Here is a 22,471-nt window from a genome sequence, read left to right as displayed (position 1 = left end):
GCCGGTCACCATTCAACGATGAAGCACCACGAGCTGGGTGACGTGAACGCTACTTCATTACCACGACCGTGACGAATCCGGCATTGTTCCCTTCAAGATCAGACTTTAGGGCCACCGGGTTTTTGAGGTGATGTTCGGTGTCCCAGATTGCACAGACCATGTGCTTCACGCCAGGATAGGGCTTGTATCGCGCAATGTCGACGATCAATTCCTCGGTAATTTTCGTCTGAGCTTTGGCATTCTTCGTGTGTTTTGCTTCGATGATAATGCCTTCAGCGGGAAGAAGAAAATCGGTCCGCGTGTTGGTTCCCGCATAGTTTGGGCACCACACTTCTAGCCGGATATCATCAAAATCAAGATGGAGCACGCCGTACAGTAGATCTTGGACGTCGTACTCGTCCGTTATGTCGAGGGTGTGCCTCGATTCACGTCGGTTTTCCTTGGCTATCGCCCGACTGACTGTCGGCAGGCGTTCGAGTAATTTCAAAAGCCGCTTTAACGGCATAGATTCGACGCTCAAATCGGCAAGTTCAAGCGCGTGCACAATGGCATCACGCGTCTTGGTACAGATTCTGTACGCGTAGCTCAGCACAGTCGGCCAGTTTCCGCCGTGCAGAACGTTCAGTTCTTTCACGCGCGCGGCGTGAGTGTCTAGCATGTCGCTGAATCCTGTCGCTGCATGCACGAAACTTTGGGGAGTCGCAAAGCATTCCGGAATCCGCAGGTCGCAGAAGGTGTCCTCTGGAAGCAGGACCGCATCCCGCAGGTAATCGATCGCTTCATTGTATCCTTCGTATGGCTCGCGCCCGGGTCCGTAGAGGGCGCCTCCAGCATCGCGCATCATCAAACGATGATCTCTATGATGTGCGTCAAAGAACCTTTGTAGATAATCAAGCGTCGGCTGGAGTTTCTCTGCAGTCAGAGTCATGGTTTTATTTCAATCGATAATTTTTCAATAATTTCAATAACATTGACATCAATTCGCATGGCAATGAAATTAGCTTACGCTAACCATTGTGCCATACGAAACCTGGCCGCCTTTTAGGCTGCATTTACTCTTAGAGAGATAATTTGAAAACCACTCAATCTGCGCTGTTATATATTCATTTTCTTTGTGTTTGATGAGCTCTGCATCAATGTTTTTCACCAACACTTCCCTTATTCCTTCCAGGGTAAGCTGATCGCCGTCGTAGTTAAAAGTACTATCCATTTCCAACATGTATAAAATATTCAGGTAGAAATTTTCGTCGTCGTCGCGATGAACAATTCGCGGCACCCAATCGCGCATCATCCTGTTTGCTATCGCAACATTTTCCAACGACTGCATTTTCGTTTCGAAATCGTACTGTAAATCTCCTATGTCGCTAGACAGCAGGATTCGAGGGAACTTGGCTACTTTAGACTCTAGGCGGTAAGCTTCGTTAACTGCCGGACCAAAACATCCGTCTGAGTCGACAAATGCCTCACCAAAAGTAACCCCACCTCGAACGCGGTAACCGCGGCTTGCTAGTCGCAATGCCAAGATGGAGGTGTTGAATAGGGCAACTTGCATCAAATGCTCGGTGTTCCTCCTTTCAGGTTCAATATCGGGTTTGTAGAAGTATGTGATGTATGCACAGTCGGAGAAACTGAAGAGCTTGCGATCGTAAGCGACATGCGAGTGCGAGTCAGATTGTTGGCGCCGTTGGCTCTCCCGCACACTGGAGTGAAAAAGCTTATGTATCTCGTACTTCTTTTCAAAGTCTGTGATTTCCTTTGACCCGATAATGTCAATGAAAATGATGACCATTTTCTCGTATTGCATGATTTCCCCGGAATTCCTAATCAGCACCTAAGAAGACTGCTTGCATGAGCAAGTTCGAATTGCGCTTCGGCAGAATGATACAATCGAACAAGAGCAGGTCGGCATTCGCTGGACATCCCGTCGATACCGCTATCGCATACATTGCGCACATCGCCGACCAGGGGGTAGTGCGAATACCAGAAGTCTTGGCTATGTTTTGCGGAATATACCGCTCGCCGATCCTTTACTGATTTTGCGCCTTGCCATCCGGTGGCGGTATGACGCTAACGGCTAGGTTGTGTGTAGACTCCCTATCGTATGGCCTCCGCGGTAGCCTGTCTAGGATCGTTGCGCGCCACCGGGAAGGTCTCGCTTCCGCGAGACATCGTGACGATGCAGCGTCGGCTTCACTCCGGAAACCGACGTTTAATCGCTAGAATGCGAGAGGTTGGAGTGGGTCGACTCCTGCCGACCACATCGGGTAGGAAGCGGCCGCTCAAATGCGCAACGCCGAACGAGTCTTCGAAGGCTAAAGTCATCGCTCAGCACTAGTATCGGGGATGTCTTGTTCCTAGTGATGAACCGGCGATCGCGCCCGAGCTGCCCCTACATCGGCAAGATGCGTTATTCTCATAGTGCAGGGTCTCTAGGTGGAGGTCAAAATAAATCTACATATCGTTGCCGACCAAAATCGGATGCACTATCACTTTCAAGTTGCGAACTTGAAAATCCAAAAAATGAAAAATAAGAGTAGTAAATAGCAATGAAGAACAGTTTTTACAAAGAGCTTTCAGAAATGGCTCAAGAGGCCATCGAGGAATTGAATAGGTTCGAGCAAATGGGGAAAAATCCGAAAGTTTTTGACTGCATACGAAGAATCGGGGTTCCTTGCTTTGACGGACAGTCGGTTAAGCGGTCGTTGCTAGACGATTTACCACTTAGAGAGCAGATTAATTTTAGCAGGGCAGTGTCAGCCTTGATCAGTCTTAATACACTGTCTAGCTCTAGCGCGAATATGGGAATCCGCTCTCATATCGAATACGTTAAGCACTGGGCGACTGAATTATCAAACCGCTCTAAGCGTATCGGCACACCGAAGGTTTTCTATTCGTGGCAAGCAACCTTACCTGGCAGCGCCAATCGCAATCTAATCAAGGCAAGTCTAACCAAAGCTATCGACGAGCTTAACAAGGAATTTGCCATTGAGGACCGAGACGAGGCAACGCTTGATTCTGATACCGCGAACACCCCCGGGGCTCCGGATATTATTAGAACTATCTTGGCAAAGGTAGATGCGGCAACAATTTTTGTTGCTGATATTACGTTAGTCAATGAAACCCAGCCTAACGCCAACGTCATGTTTGAGTTGGGTTACGCCATTAAAGCCATCGGTGAGTCAAATATCATCCTCCTCTTCAACGAGCACTATGGCAGCACTAAGGACTTGCCTTTTGACTTGGGGCTCAAGCGAGCGATGCTCTACCGTTGCGATCCTGAGTCGGAAGACAAAGCCTCCGTCAGAAAAGAGCTAGCTGGCAGGCTTGAGAATGCAATAAATGTCATTCTTAAAGAGCCAGCTGATTGAAGTCCAAAGGCAGACGACCCGTCGTACTTGCGAGAACGTGAGCGGCCGATGCACTTTCGAAACGGCCGCTCCGCCTGCATCGGTCCGAAGGGCCGCAGTGGGTTGCGGATTCAGCCGGTCGACGCAACGGTTTGACGAAATCGTTCGGCCGGTGAGCTATCAATGGCTCAGACTAACCGTCAATAACAATGCCCGGAGCTCCCGGGCGCCTTGACCGTCACTAGCTGCCGGATTTTTTTATTATCTGTGTCAGCAGTTTTTCACTTACCTGGCACAGTTTTCACTTTCCGTGTCATTCGATAGCAGTCGCCGAAATGGCATGCATCGATCCAGCGTGTCGCGTCCATCACACCACCTCACCGTTGACGCAGCCGATTGTCCACCAGACATCCGGTACCCGCACCGAGCTGTCGCGAGAACGAATATCGACGTGTATCGAATTCTCCGACGGACTGTCACCGCGACCAACACGTACGTGCCAACCATGAAATTGGGCGGTGTATATACCATGCCGGGCCGCTACGATGCCCTCGTGCACCAGCGCCCGCAACATCCTGAGTTCCTGTTCGTCCGGCCATACCGGACACATCACATTCGTGACCTCCACGTCATCCTCCTGCAGGTATGCACGCACGGAGTACGAAGCCACCGTGCACGGAATAGCTGGCGGATTACCGGGTTGCGGCACCGGATGTTCGTCGCGCGCGACGGCCAGAAGATTGCGCCGACGAGGTCTGATCTTCCGAGCGCGTGTCGCCCTGCGGTGGGTCAGGTTCCGGTTGATCGGCGTCTTCGGCAGAATCGTTGTCCGGCGTCGGGCTATCCGATGCAGGCACGCCGTCCTGCATCCGATCGCCACCGTCCCTCGGCTGACGCGGGCGATACACCACCTGGTCGACTCGCACGAGATTCAGGGAGATGGATTCCGCGTCGATGTGCGCGCCGGCATCGGCATCGTTCTCGCGGGTGATCCACGGACTGACGTAAAAGTCACCCCGCACAACGACGCTCGCTCCGGTGCGGATATGCTGCATGACGCGATCGGTAAGGCGCTCGTTCCAGATAGTCACGTCGACGGGGAACGTACGCCCGTCACGCTGCTCCAGCGTGCCATCGTCGAGCCGACGGTAGCTGGCCGACATGACACGCAGCTCGACGATGCGCCGCGCGCCGCTGGCGGTGTTGACCTGTTTCATCGTCGGCGACGCCAGCACGTTGCCGACCAGTTCTGCGTAAATGCCCATTACGGACTCCGTTCATCAAGGGGTTGCCCCGGTATGTCGAACGCGCTGTCCACTACCTGTTGTTGTCAAAGGCCACTCAGCGTCAGCCTGATGGTCCCGCGATTGCCTCATCGGCGAATCCCGTGGTCCGGGTCAGGTGTTGTCGGTGCGACGAACCTTGACCGTGCCGTGTTCCAGATACATCGCGAGCTGGCTCGCCGCATAACGGAACACCGATTCGAGCGCATTGAGTTCCTTCGCACGCGAATGACATTGCTGCAGGTACGCGCGCAGCGGCGCCGGTATGCGGCTGAAACAGGACTGCACTCGGGCGTACGGCACCGCATGAGGCTCGCCGCGCAGGAACCAGTCGAGACGGTGACGTGTCGCGCCGCTCGCCAGCGGGACGCGCACGCAACGCAGCGACGCGTCAAGTCCGGCGGTTGCGCTCTCCTGCGCCAGTGCCTGCATCTCGGCCACCGTCTCGTCACGCCAGTGTTCATATGAGCGCAGCAGCACCCTGAAACCGGTTCGTCCTGCCACGTGCGATACAGGCAGCTCGACCACAGGCTCCCCCTTACCCTTAAAGGCCTTTGAACGTCGATCCAGATGTGAAGAGCGGTCTGTCATTGCCGCAGCCCTCCCGTCATTGCACCAGCGTGTCTGCCGCAGCTTTCGCGTTGGCGTCATCTGCTGACAGCGGCACGCTGTCGAGCAGGCGCAGTTCCACCTCCGACAGGCGGCTCACGCGCCGGCGGCTATGGCGCGGTTCGCGCTCGCCAGTGAAAACGTCCCGCGGGATGACGCCAAGCAGCGCCCGTGCTGCCTCAACCCGCTGACCTGCGGCAGTGTCTGCATTGGGCAGGAAATCGATGCGCGAAAGCGGCAGCAATTCGGGGCGGGTGAGTACGCGCTGGCAATGCACCGCGAAGTGGAACACGGACAGGCACCGGTGTTTCGCGGAACCGATCCGCCGCACGCCTTCACCGGATGCCATCAGATCCCGAAGGACAGCGGAGCGCACAAGCCGCACCAGCCAGTCGATCTCGACCAGCAGCATCACGATCATGTAGCCGTAGGGCGAGCCAAATCCCAGCGACATCTGGGCAGGCTCGCGCGATTGCAGCACTGCGAAATACAGCCCCTTCTCGCGCGCCTCGTCCAGCAGTTGCCCCGCGTGCTGCTGCTCCAGCTCGTTGGCGCGCCGGATGCCCGCGATCCGCTCGGCGATCTCGATGAGCTTCCAGTCGGCATAGGGGTTGTCGTTGCCCGACAGAGACCAGAGCGCGCGCAGCGCCGCCGCCACGCGCCGTCCCCCGGCCATCGCGTGACCGGACTCACCTGGTGCAATGGAACGCCCGAGAAAGAGGCGCATTGCATCACGCGTATGCAGACGCATCCGGTCGCCACCGTCGCTCGTGAGCTGCCCGATCCGGATAATCTCGCGGGCTTCATGCGGTCGGACGAGGGGATCGCTGCCCTGACGCAGCGCGTGGTCCTGCTGCCGCTGCTCCAGTGCGTCTTCGCGTTCGAGAAAGAGCTGGTATCGGCCGAACAGTGGATCAGCCGGATCGGGATCGTCTGAAGCAATCAGGTGGGCGAGCATCGTTCGCTCGGCCTCCAGATCGTAGCCATCGGCAAAGGGCGAAGACGCTGAACGTGCGAAGGCATCAACGGACGGGTCGGCATCTGTGTGTTGCGTATCCATGGACAAGCTCCTTACGGCCGGAATTGACGGAACAGGAACCGCAATCGCGGTGTGTTACCCCGGGTAACACCTCCGCATTCCGCGCAGGAACCGCAGGCCACACAACGTCTGTTACCCGGGGTAACAGCGTCAGCGCTCGTCCACAGGTGAGCACCGGTGCAAGCACTGTTACCCCGGGCAACACGACTTCGGAAAGCTGGATGCAATACGCGGGAGGGAATGGCGTCAGGCATGGCCTGCTCCGTGCTGGATCAATTGCCCCTGCCGCAGCCGGGACCGGATGGCGGCGAGGTGCAGCCGCGCCGTCTCGGCCGTCGAGACACGTGTCCGTGGCGGACCGTTATCGTGGCTGTCGCCACCGGATGCCACCGCCCCTTCGGCTGCGTGCGCTCGCTCGCGTGCAGCGCGCTCGAGGTGGGCCCGTGCGGGCACGAAGTCACCTGCCAGAGACCGGCGCACGAGCCCGGCGATGTATGCCACCGGCGACTGCACGGGTCGGTGCCGGTGGCAGGCGGCCATTTCGTCGAGCAGCACCTGGCGCTCAGGAATGGCAACGCGTTCGAGGTGCGCCGCAACCAGCGGGCGCTCTGCTGCGGACAGCATGGCAGGCCAGTCAAACCCGTCGGCACGGAGATCGCTCACTGCTGCACAGGCATATCGCTCCGCCCCGACAACAACCAGGCTTGCGAAGCGGCTCATGAAGGCAGGCCCCGTGGTTGTCGTAGTCGAATATGTAATCCTCGTATACGCGCGCGCGTTGGGAACGTGTGTTTCCCGCCATCGGTAACGCACGAAAGTCCCTGACGGTAACCGCGGTCCCGGAGCCGGGTCCAGTTGGGGACTTCGGGTTGGCGAGTCTGGCAATGCAACGGCAACACTGATACAGGGCATGTGGATCGCCCCCGCCATCGCCGGACTGTTACCCGGGGTAACAGCGACGAGCGCCTCCACGCCTGGCGCCGCCCTCTCCTCACGCAGGCTGCGCGCAATCAGCTCCTTTCGGGTGGCAAGCCGGTCGCGGACATCGCCCCGGGAAACCAGGCACTCGATCTGGCGACGCAGCTCAGTCGCATTGACCTGCGTGAACACCCGTTTGCCGGTCCGAGGGCGAGTCAGCTCGCGGATCAGCCCCTGCCGGACCAGCCGCCGCCGCGCGTTCTCCTGCTGTACCCGGTTCAACCCGAGCGTACGCTGCCACTCGATCCCGGTCTGCGTGAACCATGTGCACTGATGGTCCGCTTCCCGGCGCTGGAGCTGCACCATGCGCGAGAGCAGCAGTGCGGCGTTCACGTTGCCGACAAGATCAACGAAGACGCGTCGGAATGCGACGGTAGGCCCGAGCAGTTCCTGCATTGCGACTTCGTCCGTGCGGATCGCCTCGATCGACCGCGGCAGTGGACCGACCATCCGGCAATTGGCCCGCACTGCCGCCGACATCGCAACGACATCCAGCCGGTAGTGCAGACACGCCGGCCGGCCACCCCGCCACTCGATGACAAGATTCCTCTCACGCAGACGACGGCGCACGTTCTCCTGCTCCTCGCGTGACAGCCCCGTCTCGGCGAACCAGTGCTCCCGTGTCTTGTGAACCCAGCCACCGTTACCTCCGACGTCGCGACCACGCCGGGTCCAGTAAACGAGCTGCGAGAGCAGCATGGCATCTTTCGGATGACCCGTGATCCGTGCGAGACGCGTGCCGAATGCGATGGGCCGGTAAGGTTTCAGGGCGAACCACAGATCCTCGAAATCCTCGATATACGGCAGCGATCCGTCCATCATGGCTGCACTCCTTCCGGCCGCCGCGGTGGCCATGCGATGTGCGCCGTACGCTCGGTAGCCTTCTGCCGCAGCAGCGTCATGATCGCGGGCCAGAGCACACGATATTCGTCCGTACGCGCAGCTCCCGTCCTCCGGTGTCCAACCAGTCCCTTCGCACGTAGCACGCGACATGCGGCCCGCTGCTGCCGATCCGACAGGGCGAGGCGGTGCTCCAGTTCGCGGGACGTGACGGGCAACCACTGGTCGCGACGGCCGGTCTCGTTTTCGATCGTCGAGAACTCGGTCAATACGGCTGCCGCCGCCATGTCTCCACAAATCTCGACAAAGCAGCGGTCGATCGTGACCGGCATGTCGAGTATCGACAGCATGAGTTCCGTTTCGGCGGGCGGCGGCCCCGGTGGATCATTCCAGCTCTTGCCCGGTAGCAGGTTGCCCTCCGGGTCGAGGCGCATGTCGTACATGATGAGACTCCCTTGAGTTCGAGGAAGGACGGGTGCGACGCGGAGATGTCACATCCGGATTAGCTGCGCTGTCCAGTGCCGCAAAGAGCGAGGCGAGTGACCACGTACCACAGCACTCGCGATGCAGCGCCAGATAGCGCTCGCGCGGATCGGAGATTTCCCGCAGGCTATGCCAGCGCTCCAGCAACGCGTCGGTCTCACGGAACGTCGGCATGCGTGGTTTGGTCGGCGCCGGAACGCCCATCTCCTGTCGAAGGCGCACGACGACGGAACGCGTCGCGGTTCTGAAGAACTGCCGGATCATCGGCACACTGGCCTGTGCCCTGATAAACGCGCGCAGCAGACACTCGTCGTGCCACTGCCGGCCGATCAGTTCGCAGCGCCGCTGCAGAACATCGAGATCAACCAGCACGCGCAATGCACCACAGCCGACCAACGTGTCGGCCAGCGCCTCAATGCGAGCGTCAGACAGAACACACCGGATCTGCTCAGGAAGCCCTGTTCGTTCTTCGATTTCAGGGTTACCGAGTGTTTCACATGAAACTTTGTAGTCCATATTAATATAGTGAAATCCATTGCCGTTGGTACGCGACAGTCGTATCAGCTCCAGCAGCACGAAGTGCGCAATCGCAACACCCGGCACGGAAAACAGCACCGGCTTCATGCTCCCTCTCCCCGCACAAGCCGCTCGACCGCATCCAGCTCGTTCCATCGCGGTGGGCAGAAACGTTCGGGGTAGGCAATCCGGAAAGCACGGGCAGCCTGTGCAAGTTTGGACCACCACAGGCCAATCGGTCTGTCGGGGTTGAGCATGACGGCGAACATCACGTCCATGCGGTCTCCCAGCAGCGGCTCTCCGACACAGGCGTCACACATCCGAGCCCAGTAATCGTCATCGCGCGCCATGCGCGCGTAGACACTCTGTTTCGGTACGTGGTCGAGGCCCGATGCCGTGTTCTGCCGTGACAGACTGACCAGCCACCACCAGCCGAGATACCGGTTCAGCCCATCGGTCCCAAGGCGTGCCTGATCATCGAGCGCCGGTTGCGATGCTTCCAGCGTTGGCGGCTCGACCATGAAGCCGTAAGGCAGTCCCGGTGCGTCCCGCACACATCCATCCAGTCCGCACGTTCTCTCAAAAACATGCAATGCCTCGCGGAACGCGTCGGCAGCCGTGTCCGACGTTGGCTCCGGAGCCAATGTTGTACTGGTTGGTCGTTCGTCTCCCCAAGTGGCGTTTGGATGGGTCCCTTCAACCGGGATGCCAGCATCGGGAGCCACCAGAGTTTCCGGATCGGCACCCTTCTCAAGTCGTGACGCGCTTGCGAATCCTGAGTCGCCATCCAGCTCCGTGATGGGTGCCGCGCCTCCGCCGTCGCCGGTCAGACGGGAGTCTGCACGCACGGCGTGCAGCCCGATTCCAGAAGGCTCCGCGGCTTGCCGAAGTTCTTTTGCGCCAATATCGGGAGTCTGTTCGAGGAGGCGGGTCATCCGGTTGATACCATCACTGGAAACACCGAGCACGTCCCCGCAGCGTGCCCGGAAGGCGCGAACCAGATTTCCGGCATCCAGCGGCACAGGATGGTGTCCAGCCTCCTCTGATACGAATCCCGCTGCCACACGCAGCAGTTCCGGATCGATCACGTGTTGCTGCAACCAGGCGTCATCGAAGCCCAGCCGGCGCGCAAGCCGCATCAGTGCTCCCATCGCAGGCTGGATCACGTCGACCAGCGCACGCCGGCTCAGGTATTCCGTCGCCGGACCCAGTGCTGCAAGCCGGTCGACAGCGAACTGGAATAGCGCAAGCAGAACATGACTGACCGGCGTTCCCTCCTCTTCCAGCAACCTGGAGAACTCTCGCAGCGACAACGCTGCCCCCTTCTCCTGTTCCATATCCGCCTTGAGCGCCAGATAACCATTCGCCTTGTCCCAGAAGCACAGATCCGCACGCTGGTCGTTTTCGCGCAGATGTGCGGCGAGCAGTCTGGCTTCGCCGGGATACGGAACGCAGACGAAGTCGTAATAGAGAAACCGTTCGTCGCCAGTCTCGTCGTAAAGTGCCGTTGCCGCCGTCACCCGCGAGTTTCCGCCTTTCGCGACGACATAACGTGTTTCGCCGGGTCGGCGTGTCACAGTCACGATCTGTTCGATGCCGTTTGCACGGATCGACTCCTTCAGTTCAACAACGCGTTCATGGGATACCCGCCGCGGATTGCGTTCATAGACCATCACATCGGTGATCTTCAGCCGGATAACCGATGCCAGCTCCGGCTCGGGTGCCCGTGGTCCCGGCGCAGAAACGTCCAGCCGTCGCGCGGCAATGCGCTCCCGCTCTGGATCAATTTCGGCCTCTGACGCGCTCATGCCACCGCCCCTCGAACGCTCTCGGCAAGAGCAGGATTACCGGCTACAGTTCCTGCTGACCCCGCATACACATTGGCCAGCGACGGGAACAGTTCCCATGCCAGACGGTGCATGATGTTCCAGGCTGAATTGTCGAACCGGCGACGACGGTCGAAGTCGTGCACGGGAACACGCGCCGTCGCCGCTGCTGAATACGCCGCGGCCGAAGGAACCACCGTATCGAGCACTCTGACCTTCTGATGGCCAGCGAAGCGCTGCCGAAGGACGGCTGCGAGCGCCCTGGCGTTGACGGTCCGCTCATGTGCATTGATCAGTGCGAGCAGGTCACCGGAGCGGAAAGATTCACCAAAATCAGCAAGCCGGTTCAACTCGTCGAGCATCGCGATCGTGCCTGTTGCGAACTCCCCCGCACTCAGCGCATCCGGTTTCACCGGCGACACCATGAAGTCCGCAGCCATCGCAGCGGATTTCTGCAACTCACCCACCGCCCCCTGTGTATCGATCAGCACAACGTCATAGTTTTCCAGCAGCGGACTTCGCATCGCCCGGCGCATGATCATCAGCCGGTCCTCGCGGCGGTTAAGCCAGGACTGCAACCCGGCATCTGGTGTATCGGAATAGATGAGGTCGAGATTGGAGAAGATCGTGCGGCTGATACAGTCGGCGGACGGATTGCCACCGGAAGTGATAACCGCGCTCAGACCACAGGGTGAACGGTAATGGACAGGAAAGAACTTGCTCAGACTGGGCTGGACATCTGCATCGATCTCGAGAACCTTCATGCCGAAGGCTGCGAGCAGGCCGCCCAGATTGGCGGCGACGGTCGTCTTACCGACGCCGCCCTTGGTGGAAACGAAGGAGATGACAACAGGCACGGTAGAAAATCCAGTGCAACATCATGTGTATGAACTCAGGACTCTGGTGTTGAAGTGCCGCGTGCAACGAAAAATTCCGGAACGGCTGCTTCGTCCGCTGGCGATGCGGCGCCGGCATCTGGCTGAAACAGTTGCGATGCGATCCACCTCTCGAATTCCTCGGCCGGAAAAAGGCGTCGCCTGCCAATGCGGATTGATGGAGGCATCGGTTGCCGCAGCGTCAACCGGTTACGTGCGGTGGCCGGCGCAATATGCAGCTCACTCGCGATCTCCTCCAGCGTATAGAAGCGCGTCACCGTCAGAACCTCCTGGCAGTACAAAAATGCATGTCCTGTCCATCAAATTCCCTACTGGTCCAGGCACGTCCAGACTTGTCCAGTACTCAAGCGTGCCTATAATCAAGGCACGAAATCACTCTAGAAACGTAGGGCAAACATGTCAAGCGCTGACGATCACGCGGACTACCATCAACGCCTTGCGGACATACGTGAGCACTTTGAGGTATCCCAGGAAAAGATGGCCGCACGACTGGATGCATCGCTTCGCGCCTATGCGAATTACGAGCGCGGCGAGCGTACCATTCCAATCGACATTGTCCGCGCCCTGTACGAGCAGTTTTCGGTAGATCCGGTATGGCTGCTGAGCGGCGAAGGCAGCATGCTCGTCGACCGCGACGTCCGGTACCGCCTTGACCAGCGGACGCTTGAGGCCGTCATGGCCACCATCGAGCGCATCGAGCGACGGCTCGAAGTCCCACTCGCAACAAAAAAGAAGGCAAGACTGATCGGGCTGCTGTACGAGCAATGCCAGCTCGTCGGGGACAACGCGGAGGACATCCTGAAAGACGCCAGAATCGATCGGCTGACACGACCATCACGCTGACTTGAGCAGCGCGCAAAAATACTAAACAGAGGCCGGCAATCCACTGCGACGGGCTAATCTTCGGACGTGGTGGTTCCATTACACACGCGGTAATTCCGGTCACGCTGTCTATCAGCGGTGAGGAAAATCATGAGTCGTCTGGACGAGGTGCGAAAGGAAATCGAACAGATCTGTGACGAAATTGAGCAGGATGCGTTGCGTTCACGCCATGACGCCGCAACCAGCCACGGGAGCGAATCCGTGCGTCCTGTCTGTATCCATCTGATCGTGTCGGGAGAGGTATCCCATATGTACCTCGACATTTCCTTTCAACATGACGACGATCACGACCATCACTAGCGTCACCTGTTTTAATCCCTTGAAACAACACATGTCATTCAAAACAGAGCTAGTTTTTACGTATGTCGAAGGGTTGCGAAAAGGTACACCAACTCCCGTAGACCGCAAAGAATCTGTCACCATTGCGTCAATAATTGTGTCACCACGCGCCGGACGATCGCCCAGAGCCCGACGAGCATGACTGGCGGCGAAGGATTGCGGCCTGACTGAAGCTATGCTGGCACGCCCGCCCTGCGTCGACAGTGCGATCATGAACCGCCACTTTCCCACCACATGCGTTGGACAATCACGCAACGAATCAATGGCTGCAAGCGCGTATACCAATCGGGATAGGGGCGGCCAAGAGCCTAGCCGATCCCCTCCCACACCACCCGGCATGCGGGTCCGCACCGGGCGGTTCGAGCAGTTGAGGTTATGAGAGGCGAGGCACGCCAAGTCGGTCGAAGTACGCGATGGGCAGTGCTCGGTTCAGCAGCATGGCGCTATTGCGCCACCAGCGACGATTGTTCACCGCCACCGTTCCAGCGTCTGCTTCCGAGGCGCCCTGCGCCCGCAACTCTCGGTACATGGTCGTTCCCCGCCGCCAGTGCTTTAGCTGCAGCGCGCGCAGCCGGTGTCTGATCCACTCGTCAAGGTCGCGGAACACCCTCGGCGTCTGCGCCAGTTGGAAGTACGCCTTCCAACCTGGTACATAAATCCGCAACCGTTCCACGACCTCCGGTAGACTGCGCCCGCACGAACGGCGCGTCAGTTCCCGGATACGTTGCTTGAAGCTCGCCAATGCCTTGCGGGCCACCGCGCATTTGATCCGATCGCCCTGACTGCGCCACAGTTCGTAGCCCAGGAATTTGCGACCGGTCGCTGGCGCGACCGCCGTCTTGGCCTCGTTGACCTTCAGGTGTAATCGCTCATAGCGCTTTCGCAGGCCTGCCAGCACCCGTTCGCCCGAACTCCGACTACGCACATACACGTTGCAGTCGTCGGCATAGCGTACGAAGCGGTGGCCCCGTTTCTCTAACGCCCGATCCACCTCGTCCAGCAGCACATTGGCCAGTAGCGGCGACAGCGGGCCGCCTTGCGGCGTGCCTTCGTACCGCTGCGTGAGCACCCCGCCATCCATGATCCCGGCCACAAGGTAATGGCGAACCCGCCGCAGTACGGCCCGGTCGTCTATCCGTCTGGCAAGTCGTTCCATCAGAATGTCGTGATTGACCCGATCGAAGAACTTCTCCAAATCCACATCGACCACCACCCGGTAGCCGTCCTGCACGTGGCGCTGTGCCGTCAGCACCGCGTCACGCGCACGCCGTCCCGGCCGGAAACCGTAGCTGTGTTCAGAGAAGGTCGGATCAATGATGGGCTGCAGGATTTGCAGCAGGGCTTGCTGGATCAGCCGATCCGTCACCGTCGGAATCCCCAGTTCACGCATCCCGCCACCGGGTTTCGGGATCTGGACTCGCCTTACCGGCTCAGGCCGGTAGCTACCTTCCAGTAACGCTTCCCGTATCCGGGGCCAGTGCGTTTTGAGCTCGTCCGCCGTCTCGGCAATCGTCTTCCCATCCACCCCGGCACTGCCGCGATTGGCTTTGACGCGTTTCCACGCCATCACCATATTCGCTTTCGCGAGCGCCTGCGTTAGCAGGCCGTCTCGCCCCAGGCTTGCGGTTTCGTCGTGCGCCGTTCGTGCTTCATCACGTGACGCTTCCGGCTTGGCTTCACCTCGCCTGCTTTCGTCACGCTCCGCTTTCGCGGACTTCTGATGCGTTACACGTCCAAGCACCACGGCCTTCGGCCCTCCTACTCGTTCAGCCCTTCGCCCTTAACCGGCAGCTACTACGGCCTCTGCTGACTTCTCGCTCCGGCTCGGCACCGTCGCCCTTTCAGGCACAAAACGAGATCTCCCCAGGTAAGAACGCACTCCTTCATCGCACAACCGCCGCATCTACGCCGCTTCGCCTTGGTCACGAGAGCTTTGCGGTTCTTTGCCCGCTCGCCCTGCTCGGCAGCGCCTTCTATACGGTTCTTGTTCATCGGCTCACGATTTACGCTCCGCGCTTCCTCCCCACACTCAGTCGCCCTCGTGCAGTTGCGCTTCACTTCATTCGCTGTGACCAGCTTATGACGGGACTTGCACCCGCAGGAGTGCGCCCATGCTGGGCGCACAAAGGAGTAGGCCCCTCACATGGGCCTAGTGCTCAAGGCGCAACTGTACGGCAAGCCTTGCAAACAGCATATGCCCGCCTCCTTCCGAGACATCTGTGACGGTGCGATGAATCGAATACATGAGTTTTTCTGATTAATCGGTAGCCAAAACATCGTTTGTTGTCCGCGTCTCCCGCTTCGATAATTTTCACCAATCCCGGCCTTCCGAGGGCCTTGGCGAAACAAGTCACGTGAGCGTGCAAAGGAGACAACACGATGAACGCCCCTACCGAAACCCAATACTTCCCGCTCGTCCAGCTGCAAACCGTGCTCAAGCCGATTGATCAGGCTACCGGTCTCGGCAACACCTTCTACACGGACGACCAGTACTTCAAGGTCGAACGCGACGCCGTCCTGAGCAACGATTGGGTGTGTGTTGGCTTCGCGGACGACCTCAAGCAGAATTCCACTGTTCAGCCCGTCGACTTCATGGGTTTGCCGTTGCTGATCACGCGCAACCGTGAAGGCGCGCTGCAGGTCTTCCATAACATCTGCAGCCACCGTGGCATGAAGCTCGTCCAGGAAACCGGAGAGATCCAGGGCGTTATCCGCTGTCCCTACCATTCGTGGACGTACGATCTCAACGGCGCGCTCAAAGGCACGCCGCACGTCGGCGGCGTCAATCAGCACAAGGATGAGCGCGTACCTTGCGAAAAGCATGGCCTGAAGGCGCTGCGCAGTCACGTCTGGATGGGCATGGTGTTTGTGAATTTCTCCGGCACTGCCCCGGAATTCGACGAAGTCATCCGGCCTCTGACCGATCGATGGGCCCAGTTCCTCGGCCCCAACGGCTATTCGCTCATGAATGTGCCGCGCGAAGGCGGCTCCTGGTCGGTCGAAGTCAACTGTAACTGGAAGCTCGCGGTGGAGAACTACTGCGAGGCCTATCACCTGCCCTGGGTTCATCCGTCCCTGAACTCGTACTCGCGCCTCGAAGATCACTACAACATCATGTTTAGTGACCAGTTCGCAGGCCAGGGCAGCTACGCGTACAACCTGGCCGACATCGAAGGCACGTCGCTGCCGACCTTCCCGGCATGGCCGGCCGACCGCATGCGCAATGCCGAATACGTCGCGCTCTTTCCCAACGTGCTGCTCGGCATTCAGGCAGACCACGCCTTTGCGATGATGCTGCAGCCCCTGGCAGCGAACCGGACGGTGGAACACCTGCGCCTGCTTTTCGTCGGCAAGGACGCAGCGGACGCACCAGAGTATGCTCCGAGCCGCCAGGCCGTGCTCAACGCATGGCGAGTGGTGTTTTCGGAAGACATTGGCGCGGTGGAAGGTATGCAGGCCGGGCGCCAGTCCCCGGGCTTCAAGGGCGGCGTTTTCTCCCCTGAGATGGACGTACCCACGCATTACTTCCACAAGTGGATGGCAGGCCGGGTTCTCGCGACCAGCCAACAGCACGCGGAGTGAAGCATGGAACACGCAACTGGTCGCCACTGGCTGAACTACATCGACGGCGAATGGGTGGACAGCCCAAACCGGCTTGATATCGTCAATCCCGCGAACGGAGAGCCCATTGCCACCATCGCTCGCGCAACGACGGGGGATGCGCAGCGCGCGCTCGATGCCGCGACGCGCTGTGCCGCAAGCGGCGAACTCACGCGTCAGCGACCTGTCGAGCGTGTTCGCTGGCTCCTTCGCATTGCAGAAGAAATTCGTGCGGTAACGGAGGAAGGCGCACGGATCCTGTGCCTCGAAAACGGCAAGCGCCTCTGCGACGCCCGCGACGAGTTCCTCGAAGCGGCGCGCTATTTTGAGTACTACGCGGGCCTCGCCGACAAGCTCGAAGGCATCTCCGTGCCGCTCGGCGACGACTATGTCGACTTCACCCGCTACGAGCCCATGGGTGTCTCGACCCAGATCGTGCCGTGGAACTTCCCGGTGTCGATCTGCGCCCGCTCACTTGCGCCAGCACTCGCGGCAGGCAACGCTGTCATCGTGAAGTCGCCGGAACTCTCGCCGCTCGGCATGTGCGTGCTATTCGAGGCGATCGAGCGCGCCGGCCTGCCGCGCGGTGCGGTCCAGCTGCTGTGCGGCCTCGGGCGCGATGTCGGCGCGCATCTCGCCGCGAGTCCGCAGACAAAACAGATCGTCTTTACGGGCTCGGTCGCGACCGGCCGTGCGATTCTCTCCGCCGCAGCGCAATGGGCCACGCCCAGCGTGATGGAGCTCGGCGGCAAATCCGCGGCAGTGGTCTTCCCGGACTCGGACCGCGAGGCGCTGCTGGCAAGCGTAAAGAGCGGCATTTTCTTCAACTCGGGGCAGGTCTGCTCGGCAATGTCGCGTCTGGTGGTGCATCGGGACATTTACGACGAGGTCGTTGCCGATGTCGCAAAGCTTGCCCGCAGTCTTTCCATCGGCCCGGGCGAACTCGACCCAGATCACACACCGGTGATCAGCGCGAATCAGCTCGAACAGGTCGCCGCCATGTGCAAGGCCGCGATCGCGGAAGGCGCGAAAGCTGTCACCGGCGGCGAGCGCATTGAAAGCCGTGGCGGTTTCTATATGCAGCCGACTGTGCTTGCAGGCGTGCATCCGCGGATGAATATTGCCAGCGAAGAGGTGTTCGGACCGGTGGTCGCCGTGATCCCCTTCGATACCGAGGACGAAGCCGTGGAGATCGCCAACGGTACGCCATACGGGCTCGTTGCCGGCGTATTCACGCGCGACATCAATCGCGCGCTGCGCTTTTCGCGGCGCCTGCGCGCCGGGCAGGTATTCGTCAATGAGTGGTATGCCGGCGGTATCGAAACGCCGTTCGGTGGTGTGGGCCTGTCCGGCTTTGGCCGGGAAAAGGGCCAGGAAGCAATCTACAGCTACGTACAGACGAAGAACGTGGCGATTCGCGTCACGCAGGACTAAGCGGTTTGAGCGGTTGGAGGGGACATTACGATGAAAAAGTGGCTCTGCATCATTTGCGGGCTGATCTACGACGAAGCCGAAGGCTGGCCGAAGGACGGGATCGCTCCCGGCACGCGCTGGGAAGACGTGCCCGAAGACTGGAAATGCCCCGACTGCGGCGTTGGCAAGGCGGATTTCGAGATGATCGAAATTCGGGAAGAAGCCGCGCCCACGGCCCCTGTCGCTCCGGCGACTACCGGGACGCCAACCGCGCCTGCGGTTACCGCGGCACGTCGCGAAGGGCCACTCGTCATCATCGGCTCGGGCCACGCCGGGTATAGTCTCGCGCAGGCTGTCCGGCGCCGCGACCCCAGCATCGAAATCGTGGTCCTGACCCGTGAAACCGGTCACCTCTACTCGAAACCGGCGTTGTCGATCGCGACATCACAGGGCCGCAGTCCCGAAGCGCTAATCGCAGAATCGACGCTCGAAATCGAGCAGCGCCTGAAAATCCGTGTGTATCCGCAATGCGACGTTCAGGCCATCGACGCTCAGGCGCATGTGCTGCGTACGAGCTATGGTGTCATGCCATATTCGCAGCTCGTTCTGGCGCTGGGCGCGAGCCCTGTCCGTCTCGACGTCACGGGGCGCACCGATGCCCTGCTGAGCGTGAACAACCTCGACGACTACCGCGTGCTGCGCCGTGAACTCGAAGGTGCGTCTCGCGTTGCGATCATAGGCGACGGCCTGATCGGCTGCGAATTCGCGAACGATCTGGCTGCCAGCGGCTTTGACGTGAGTGTGATCGGCATCGGCAGGTGGCCACTCGAACGCCTCTTGCCGCAGCAAGCGGGTACGCACCTGCAGCACGCTCTCACCTCGCTTGGTGTCAGTTGGCATCTTGAGAATTCGGTGACCGGAATTCTCGGCGAGCCCGGCAACTGGACGCTCGTCCTGGCCAATGGCGGAAAGATCCACGCGGACGTAGTGATTTCCGCAGTGGGTCTCGCACCGAATGTTGCACTGGCGGCCAAATGCGGCGTCGACGTCGGCCGTGGCATTCGCACTGATGCGCAACTGCGCACGAGCGTTGCGGACATCTACGCGATTGGTGACTGCGTGGAGATTGATGGTCGACCGGCGCCGTATCTCGCTCCGATCAATCACGGCGTGGAGGCGCTGGCGCGCACGCTAACCGGCCAGCCGACCGACGTGCGGTATCCGCCCATGCCGGTGCAAGTCAAAACGCCCGTCGCCCCGCTGATGCTCTTACCGACACCCTCTGCGCTCGCGTCGTGCGAATGGCGGGTCGACGAAACCGGAGATGGCTTCAGCTGCGGACACTTCGACAGCGCCGGCCGGATGCACGGCTTCGCGCTGATCGGTCATCAGGCACAGGCACTGCGCGGGCGCTGGATGGAGCAATGCAATTGCAGCACAACTCATCCGAATTCCTGAATAACAAGATGAACGATATGAATCTGCCCCATGATGACAAGACCTGTGGCTGGTATGCTGCGTTGCCGCCCCCAGGTCCCGCACGCCGCCTCAGTGGCCGCCATGTTGCTGACTATGCAGTGATCGGCGCCGGTTTCGCGGGACTCGCTGCCGCCCGGCGCCTCGCCGCTCACGAGCCTCATGCCCGGATTCTGCTGGTGGACGCCCAGCGCGTTGCCGAAGGCGCGTCAGGCCGCAATTCGGGTTTCGTAATCGATCTTCCCCACAAGTTCGCGCTCGAAAATCCGGATCCGGAGTTCAAACAGCGCCTCTTGCGTCTGAATCGCACCGCAATCGACCAGTTGCAGTCGCTGGTCAGGAAACATGACATCGCGTGCCAGTGGTCGCATGCCGGCAAGTACCAGGGCGCGGTCGGCGAGCGGGGACTGGCGTACCTCGCGCACTTCGAGAAGCTGATGTCGGCACTCGGCGAACCGTACCGCCCGGTCGAGGGCACGGAGCTGGCCAGGGTGCTGGGCACGTCCCACTACAGCCGTGCGGTGTACACGCCGGGCTGCTATCTGATGCAGCCCGCCGCACTGGTTCGCGGACTGGCTGGCTCGCTTCCCGACAACGTCGAACTGCTGGAGAACTCTCCCGTCACTCGCGTCGAGCGCGACGGGAACGGGGGTTACGTGCTGGATGGCGCGGACGGCCAGATCCACGCACGCCGCCTGCTGCTTGGCACGAGCATCTTCACCCGGGAATTCGGTTATCTGGAGAACCGCCTGCTGCCGGTCATGACGTTCGCAAGCTGGACAGCGCCGCTCAACGAAGATCAGAGCAAACGCTTCAGCGGAACGTTCGACTGGGGACTGACGCCGGCCGATCACGCCGGCACGACGCTTCGCATGACCCAGGACCGACGCATCATCATCCGCAACACGTACAGGCACGTGCCGAAGTACGGCCGCAGCGTCGACGACGGAACACGCGAGCGCATTCGCGCCGAACACCGCAAGGCGTTTGTCGCCCGCTACCCCGAGCTTGCGGATGTCCCCTTCACACACACCTGGGGCGGTGTCTACGCAATCTCGCGTAATTTCACCAACTTCTTTGGCCAGCTCGAGGACGGCGTATTCGCATCGGCATGCGACAACGGCGTGGGGGCGGCATGGGGCACGATTTCCGGCACCCTTCTCGCTGATTACGCGGTCGGCGCACAATCCTCGCTGCTCGACGATATCCATGCGGTAACAGGTATGCCCTCCCTCAATCCGCCGGAACCGTTTCTCGGTCTCGGCGTACGGACACGAATCAGGCTCGCAGCCTGGCAAAGCAGGGCGGAACTATGAGCGATACGTGTGTAGAGAAGACCGCTGGCGTGCGACTCGTCGACCACGCGGATCTGGGCTTTGTCGTGCGTGGAGGACCGCCAGGTGCGGCCTATGTGGCGCGAGCAATCCCCGACGAAATCTCGCCGAATCTCGGCGTTGGCTTTGCCCGGTGGGAAGGTGCGCGAGTAAGTTGGACCACACTGTATGAAGAGGTGATCTTCACTATCGAGGGTTGCCTCGAAGTCGAAGCAGATGGCGTCACCCACCAGATCAGCCCAGGGCAGGTGCTGTGGATCCCAAAGTGCACCGCGCTGGTCTATTCTGGCTTCGCGCTTTTTGGGTATGTCGTCTATCCCGGAAACTGGAAACAGATGTGTGATGAAACCTGCCCGGACGAAGCCGCAACCTGCACGCAGCGGCGCTGAAGGCAAGCGTCAAGCCGTGACTGGGCAGCTTGACGCCGCTTGGCGTTAAGGCACAATTTCAAGCCTAGCGATAGGCTGGACGCGTACGCGGCCAAAACGGAAGGGCTCGCCGCATGAGCGCCTCCGGCAGGGACGCGAATGCCTGAAATATCATATAAAAACAGTCCCCGGAGACACCCTTCCCCATGAGGATCCAGCCACTGCCGCCGTTCAAGGCACTGGTCGCGTTCGAGGCGACTGCACGCCTTGGCAGCTTCACGCGCGCCGCAGACGAGCTCAACGTCACCCAAGGTGCGATCAGCCGGCAGATCGGCCTGCTCGAGGACTGCTTGGGCGTCCATCTGCTCGATCGCACAACCCGATCAGTCCGTCTCTCGCCTACTGGCGAACAGTACTTCCAGGCTTGCCGTGAGGCCTTGCTATCACTGGCCGACGCCACACAGCAGATTCAGCGCTGGCACGGTGACCAGCAGGTGACCGTCGCCACCAGCACTGCGCTCGCTTCGTTGTGGCTGCTCCCGCGCATTCCTGAATTCAACGAAAGCCACGAGGGCATTGACTTGCGGATCGTGGCCTACGATCACGTCAAGGACTACCGCAAGCTCGAATGCGACCTCGCGGTGTACTACTGCAAGAGTCCACCCGAGCACATCAAGTACACGCCAATCTGCAGCGAGGAGATTTTCCCGGTTTGCAGCCCCGCCTATCTTGCCCGCCACAACAGTGTGAGACGGGCCAAAGATCTTGCCGCCTGCACGTGGCTCTGGCTCGACGAGTCGGAGCGGGACTGGGTCACTTGGGCCGACTGGTTTCGCCGCATCGGGCTCGACCCGGTCGTGCCACGCAACAAGATCAACCTTAACAATTATTCGATGGTCATTCAGGCAGCGCTGAGTGGACAAGGCGTAGCACTTGGCTGGAGCAATCTGATCGATCCGTATCTGAAAGACGGTACGCTTGTGCGTCCAGTACCCGAAACGCTACAAACCGAGGGGCAGTTCCTCGTGCTTGAGCCTTCCGGACCTCACGAGCGCCGCAAGAGCGTCGGGAGCTTCAGGAACTGGCTGCTTTCGCTCAAATAACCCATTCTGCAGCTGCATGACAAGGTGCGGCCTCACTGCGCCTTGTGCAACGCGCTAACGTCAAGTGCGAGGACCTGTCACACCCAGGCAAGGGATCTGCATCTCCCCCGTTAATGATAAAAATTGATGAATTGACGCA

Annotated in this window: 22 protein-coding genes; 9 read left to right on the top strand and 13 right to left on the bottom strand. The window is 59.9% G+C overall.

What is annotated here, in order from left to right; translation table 11 throughout:
- Nucleotides 1-49: 49 nt before the first annotated feature.
- A complete protein-coding gene (locus tag F3J20_RS11845) occupies nucleotides 50-928 on the bottom strand; it encodes a hypothetical protein (RefSeq protein ID WP_167283434.1) in 879 nt (292 codons plus the stop codon).
- A 69-nt stretch (nucleotides 929-997) separates the two neighbouring features.
- Nucleotides 998-1,804, bottom strand: coding sequence for an adenylate/guanylate cyclase domain-containing protein (locus F3J20_RS11840; protein ID WP_167283433.1), 807 nt, complete (start codon nucleotides 1,802-1,804; stop codon nucleotides 998-1,000).
- Between the two features lie 742 nt (nucleotides 1,805-2,546).
- Between F3J20_RS11840 and F3J20_RS11835 the strand changes: the two genes are divergently transcribed.
- Nucleotides 2,547-3,368: a TIR domain-containing protein gene (locus F3J20_RS11835; RefSeq protein WP_167283432.1), complete on the top strand. Its 822-nt coding sequence runs from the start codon at nucleotides 2,547-2,549 to the stop codon at nucleotides 3,366-3,368.
- 346 nt (nucleotides 3,369-3,714) lie between these two features.
- Here the strand turns inward: F3J20_RS11835 and F3J20_RS11830 are convergent, their stop codons facing one another.
- From F3J20_RS11830 to F3J20_RS11785, 10 genes are all read right to left on the bottom strand, one after another.
- The gene (locus F3J20_RS11830) at nucleotides 3,715-3,975 is read right to left on the bottom strand and encodes a hypothetical protein (protein WP_167283431.1); all 261 of its coding nucleotides are present in this window, start codon (nucleotides 3,973-3,975) and stop codon (nucleotides 3,715-3,717) included.
- A gap of 64 nt (nucleotides 3,976-4,039) precedes the next feature.
- Nucleotides 4,040-4,612: a single-stranded DNA-binding protein gene (locus F3J20_RS11825; protein ID WP_167283430.1), complete on the bottom strand. Its 573-nt coding sequence runs from the start codon at nucleotides 4,610-4,612 to the stop codon at nucleotides 4,040-4,042.
- A 132-nt stretch (nucleotides 4,613-4,744) separates the two neighbouring features.
- Nucleotides 4,745-5,221: a hypothetical protein gene (locus F3J20_RS11820; RefSeq protein WP_167283429.1), complete on the bottom strand. Its 477-nt coding sequence runs from the start codon at nucleotides 5,219-5,221 to the stop codon at nucleotides 4,745-4,747.
- Nucleotides 5,222-5,237: 16 nt separating this feature from the next.
- Complete coding sequence (locus tag F3J20_RS11815; protein WP_167283428.1) at nucleotides 5,238-6,299, bottom strand: PFL_4669 family integrating conjugative element protein; 1,062 nt, start codon at nucleotides 6,297-6,299, stop codon at nucleotides 5,238-5,240.
- 225 nt (nucleotides 6,300-6,524) lie between these two features.
- Nucleotides 6,525-8,078 (bottom strand): hypothetical protein, encoded by a 1,554-nt coding sequence (locus F3J20_RS11810; protein ID WP_167283427.1) that lies wholly within the window; start codon nucleotides 8,076-8,078, stop codon nucleotides 6,525-6,527.
- Nucleotides 8,075-8,539, bottom strand: a complete 465-nt coding sequence (locus tag F3J20_RS11805) for a hypothetical protein (protein ID WP_167283426.1) — start codon at nucleotides 8,537-8,539, stop codon at nucleotides 8,075-8,077. Before F3J20_RS11805 ends, F3J20_RS11810 begins: the two co-directional genes overlap by 4 nt.
- Nucleotides 8,481-9,203, bottom strand: coding sequence for a hypothetical protein (locus F3J20_RS11800; protein ID WP_167283425.1), 723 nt, complete (start codon nucleotides 9,201-9,203; stop codon nucleotides 8,481-8,483). Before F3J20_RS11800 ends, F3J20_RS11805 begins: the two co-directional genes overlap by 59 nt.
- Nucleotides 9,200-10,903, bottom strand: a complete 1,704-nt coding sequence (locus F3J20_RS11795; protein ID WP_167283424.1) for a ParB N-terminal domain-containing protein — start codon at nucleotides 10,901-10,903, stop codon at nucleotides 9,200-9,202. Before F3J20_RS11795 ends, F3J20_RS11800 begins: the two co-directional genes overlap by 4 nt.
- Nucleotides 10,900-11,778: a ParA family protein gene (locus tag F3J20_RS11790; RefSeq protein ID WP_167283423.1), complete on the bottom strand. Its 879-nt coding sequence runs from the start codon at nucleotides 11,776-11,778 to the stop codon at nucleotides 10,900-10,902. Before F3J20_RS11790 ends, F3J20_RS11795 begins: the two co-directional genes overlap by 4 nt.
- 35 nt (nucleotides 11,779-11,813) lie before the next feature.
- Nucleotides 11,814-12,074, bottom strand: coding sequence for a helix-turn-helix domain-containing protein (locus F3J20_RS11785; RefSeq protein ID WP_345889874.1), 261 nt, complete (start codon nucleotides 12,072-12,074; stop codon nucleotides 11,814-11,816).
- A 220-nt stretch (nucleotides 12,075-12,294) separates the two neighbouring features.
- On the opposite strand from F3J20_RS11785, the gene F3J20_RS11780 reads away from it, so the two are divergent.
- Nucleotides 12,295-12,660, top strand: a complete 366-nt coding sequence (locus tag F3J20_RS11780; RefSeq protein WP_240162762.1) for a helix-turn-helix domain-containing protein — start codon at nucleotides 12,295-12,297, stop codon at nucleotides 12,658-12,660.
- A gap of 129 nt (nucleotides 12,661-12,789) precedes the next feature.
- Complete coding sequence (locus F3J20_RS11775) at nucleotides 12,790-12,999, top strand: hypothetical protein (protein ID WP_167283421.1); 210 nt, start codon at nucleotides 12,790-12,792, stop codon at nucleotides 12,997-12,999.
- A gap of 412 nt (nucleotides 13,000-13,411) precedes the next feature.
- Here F3J20_RS11775 and ltrA read toward each other — a convergent pair whose 3' ends face one another.
- A complete protein-coding gene (gene ltrA, locus F3J20_RS11770; RefSeq protein WP_240162778.1) occupies nucleotides 13,412-14,656 on the bottom strand; it encodes a group II intron reverse transcriptase/maturase in 1,245 nt (414 codons plus the stop codon).
- A 761-nt stretch (nucleotides 14,657-15,417) separates the two neighbouring features.
- Between ltrA and F3J20_RS11760 the strand changes: the two genes are divergently transcribed.
- The 6 genes from F3J20_RS11760 to F3J20_RS11735 all read left to right on the top strand — a co-directional run bounded on the left by F3J20_RS11760 (nucleotide 15,418) and on the right by F3J20_RS11735 (nucleotide 22,332).
- Nucleotides 15,418-16,620 (top strand): aromatic ring-hydroxylating dioxygenase subunit alpha, encoded by a 1,203-nt coding sequence (locus F3J20_RS11760; protein WP_167283418.1) that lies wholly within the window; start codon nucleotides 15,418-15,420, stop codon nucleotides 16,618-16,620.
- 3 nt (nucleotides 16,621-16,623) lie between these two features.
- Nucleotides 16,624-18,072, top strand: a complete 1,449-nt coding sequence (locus F3J20_RS11755; protein WP_167283417.1) for an aldehyde dehydrogenase family protein — start codon at nucleotides 16,624-16,626, stop codon at nucleotides 18,070-18,072.
- Nucleotides 18,073-18,102: 30 nt separating this feature from the next.
- Nucleotides 18,103-19,509: an FAD-dependent oxidoreductase gene (locus tag F3J20_RS11750; protein WP_167283416.1), complete on the top strand. Its 1,407-nt coding sequence runs from the start codon at nucleotides 18,103-18,105 to the stop codon at nucleotides 19,507-19,509.
- Nucleotides 19,476-20,843: an FAD-binding oxidoreductase gene (locus F3J20_RS11745; protein WP_240162761.1), complete on the top strand. Its 1,368-nt coding sequence runs from the start codon at nucleotides 19,476-19,478 to the stop codon at nucleotides 20,841-20,843. The genes F3J20_RS11750 and F3J20_RS11745 overlap by 34 nt, the downstream gene beginning before the upstream one ends.
- Before the next feature lie 29 nt (nucleotides 20,844-20,872).
- Nucleotides 20,873-21,250: an ethanolamine utilization protein EutQ gene (locus F3J20_RS11740; protein WP_345889873.1), complete on the top strand. Its 378-nt coding sequence runs from the start codon at nucleotides 20,873-20,875 to the stop codon at nucleotides 21,248-21,250.
- Between the two features lie 185 nt (nucleotides 21,251-21,435).
- Complete coding sequence (locus F3J20_RS11735) at nucleotides 21,436-22,332, top strand: LysR substrate-binding domain-containing protein (RefSeq protein ID WP_167283414.1); 897 nt, start codon at nucleotides 21,436-21,438, stop codon at nucleotides 22,330-22,332.
- Nucleotides 22,333-22,471: the final 139 nt, after the last annotated feature.

This window comes from Paraburkholderia sp. Cy-641, assembly GCF_011752945.1.
Taxonomy (GTDB): domain Bacteria; phylum Pseudomonadota; class Gammaproteobacteria; order Burkholderiales; family Burkholderiaceae; genus Paraburkholderia.
The sequence above is the reverse complement of the archived record's forward strand: the minus strand, read 5'-3'. Positions and strand labels throughout refer to the sequence as shown.

Bases quoted from the DNA above. Each gene is read 5' to 3' on its own strand.
- F3J20_RS11750 (WP_167283416.1), top strand. From the start codon at position 18,103: ATGAAAAAGTGGCTCTGCATCATTTGCGGGCTGATCTACGACGAAGCC.
- F3J20_RS11795 (WP_167283424.1), bottom strand. From the start codon at position 10,903: ATGAGCGCGTCAGAGGCCGAAATTGATCCAGAGCGGGAGCGCATTGCC.
- F3J20_RS11835 (WP_167283432.1), top strand. From the start codon at position 2,547: ATGAAGAACAGTTTTTACAAAGAGCTTTCAGAAATGGCTCAAGAGGCC.
- F3J20_RS11815 (WP_167283428.1), bottom strand. From the start codon at position 6,299: ATGGATACGCAACACACAGATGCCGACCCGTCCGTTGATGCCTTCGCA.
- F3J20_RS11825 (WP_167283430.1), bottom strand. From the start codon at position 4,612: ATGGGCATTTACGCAGAACTGGTCGGCAACGTGCTGGCGTCGCCGACG.
- F3J20_RS11845 (WP_167283434.1), bottom strand. From the start codon at position 928: ATGACTCTGACTGCAGAGAAACTCCAGCCGACGCTTGATTATCTACAA.
- F3J20_RS11800 (WP_167283425.1), bottom strand. From the start codon at position 9,203: ATGAAGCCGGTGCTGTTTTCCGTGCCGGGTGTTGCGATTGCGCACTTC.
- F3J20_RS11805 (WP_167283426.1), bottom strand. From the start codon at position 8,539: ATGTACGACATGCGCCTCGACCCGGAGGGCAACCTGCTACCGGGCAAG.
- F3J20_RS11780 (WP_240162762.1), top strand. From the start codon at position 12,295: ATGGCCGCACGACTGGATGCATCGCTTCGCGCCTATGCGAATTACGAG.
- F3J20_RS11775 (WP_167283421.1), top strand. From the start codon at position 12,790: ATGAGTCGTCTGGACGAGGTGCGAAAGGAAATCGAACAGATCTGTGAC.
- F3J20_RS11755 (WP_167283417.1), top strand. From the start codon at position 16,624: ATGGAACACGCAACTGGTCGCCACTGGCTGAACTACATCGACGGCGAA.
- F3J20_RS11735 (WP_167283414.1), top strand. From the start codon at position 21,436: ATGAGGATCCAGCCACTGCCGCCGTTCAAGGCACTGGTCGCGTTCGAG.
- F3J20_RS11745 (WP_240162761.1), top strand. From the start codon at position 19,476: ATGCAATTGCAGCACAACTCATCCGAATTCCTGAATAACAAGATGAAC.
- F3J20_RS11810 (WP_167283427.1), bottom strand. From the start codon at position 8,078: ATGATGGACGGATCGCTGCCGTATATCGAGGATTTCGAGGATCTGTGG.
- F3J20_RS11760 (WP_167283418.1), top strand. From the start codon at position 15,418: ATGAACGCCCCTACCGAAACCCAATACTTCCCGCTCGTCCAGCTGCAA.
- F3J20_RS11820 (WP_167283429.1), bottom strand. From the start codon at position 5,221: ATGACAGACCGCTCTTCACATCTGGATCGACGTTCAAAGGCCTTTAAG.
- F3J20_RS11840 (WP_167283433.1), bottom strand. From the start codon at position 1,804: ATGCAATACGAGAAAATGGTCATCATTTTCATTGACATTATCGGGTCA.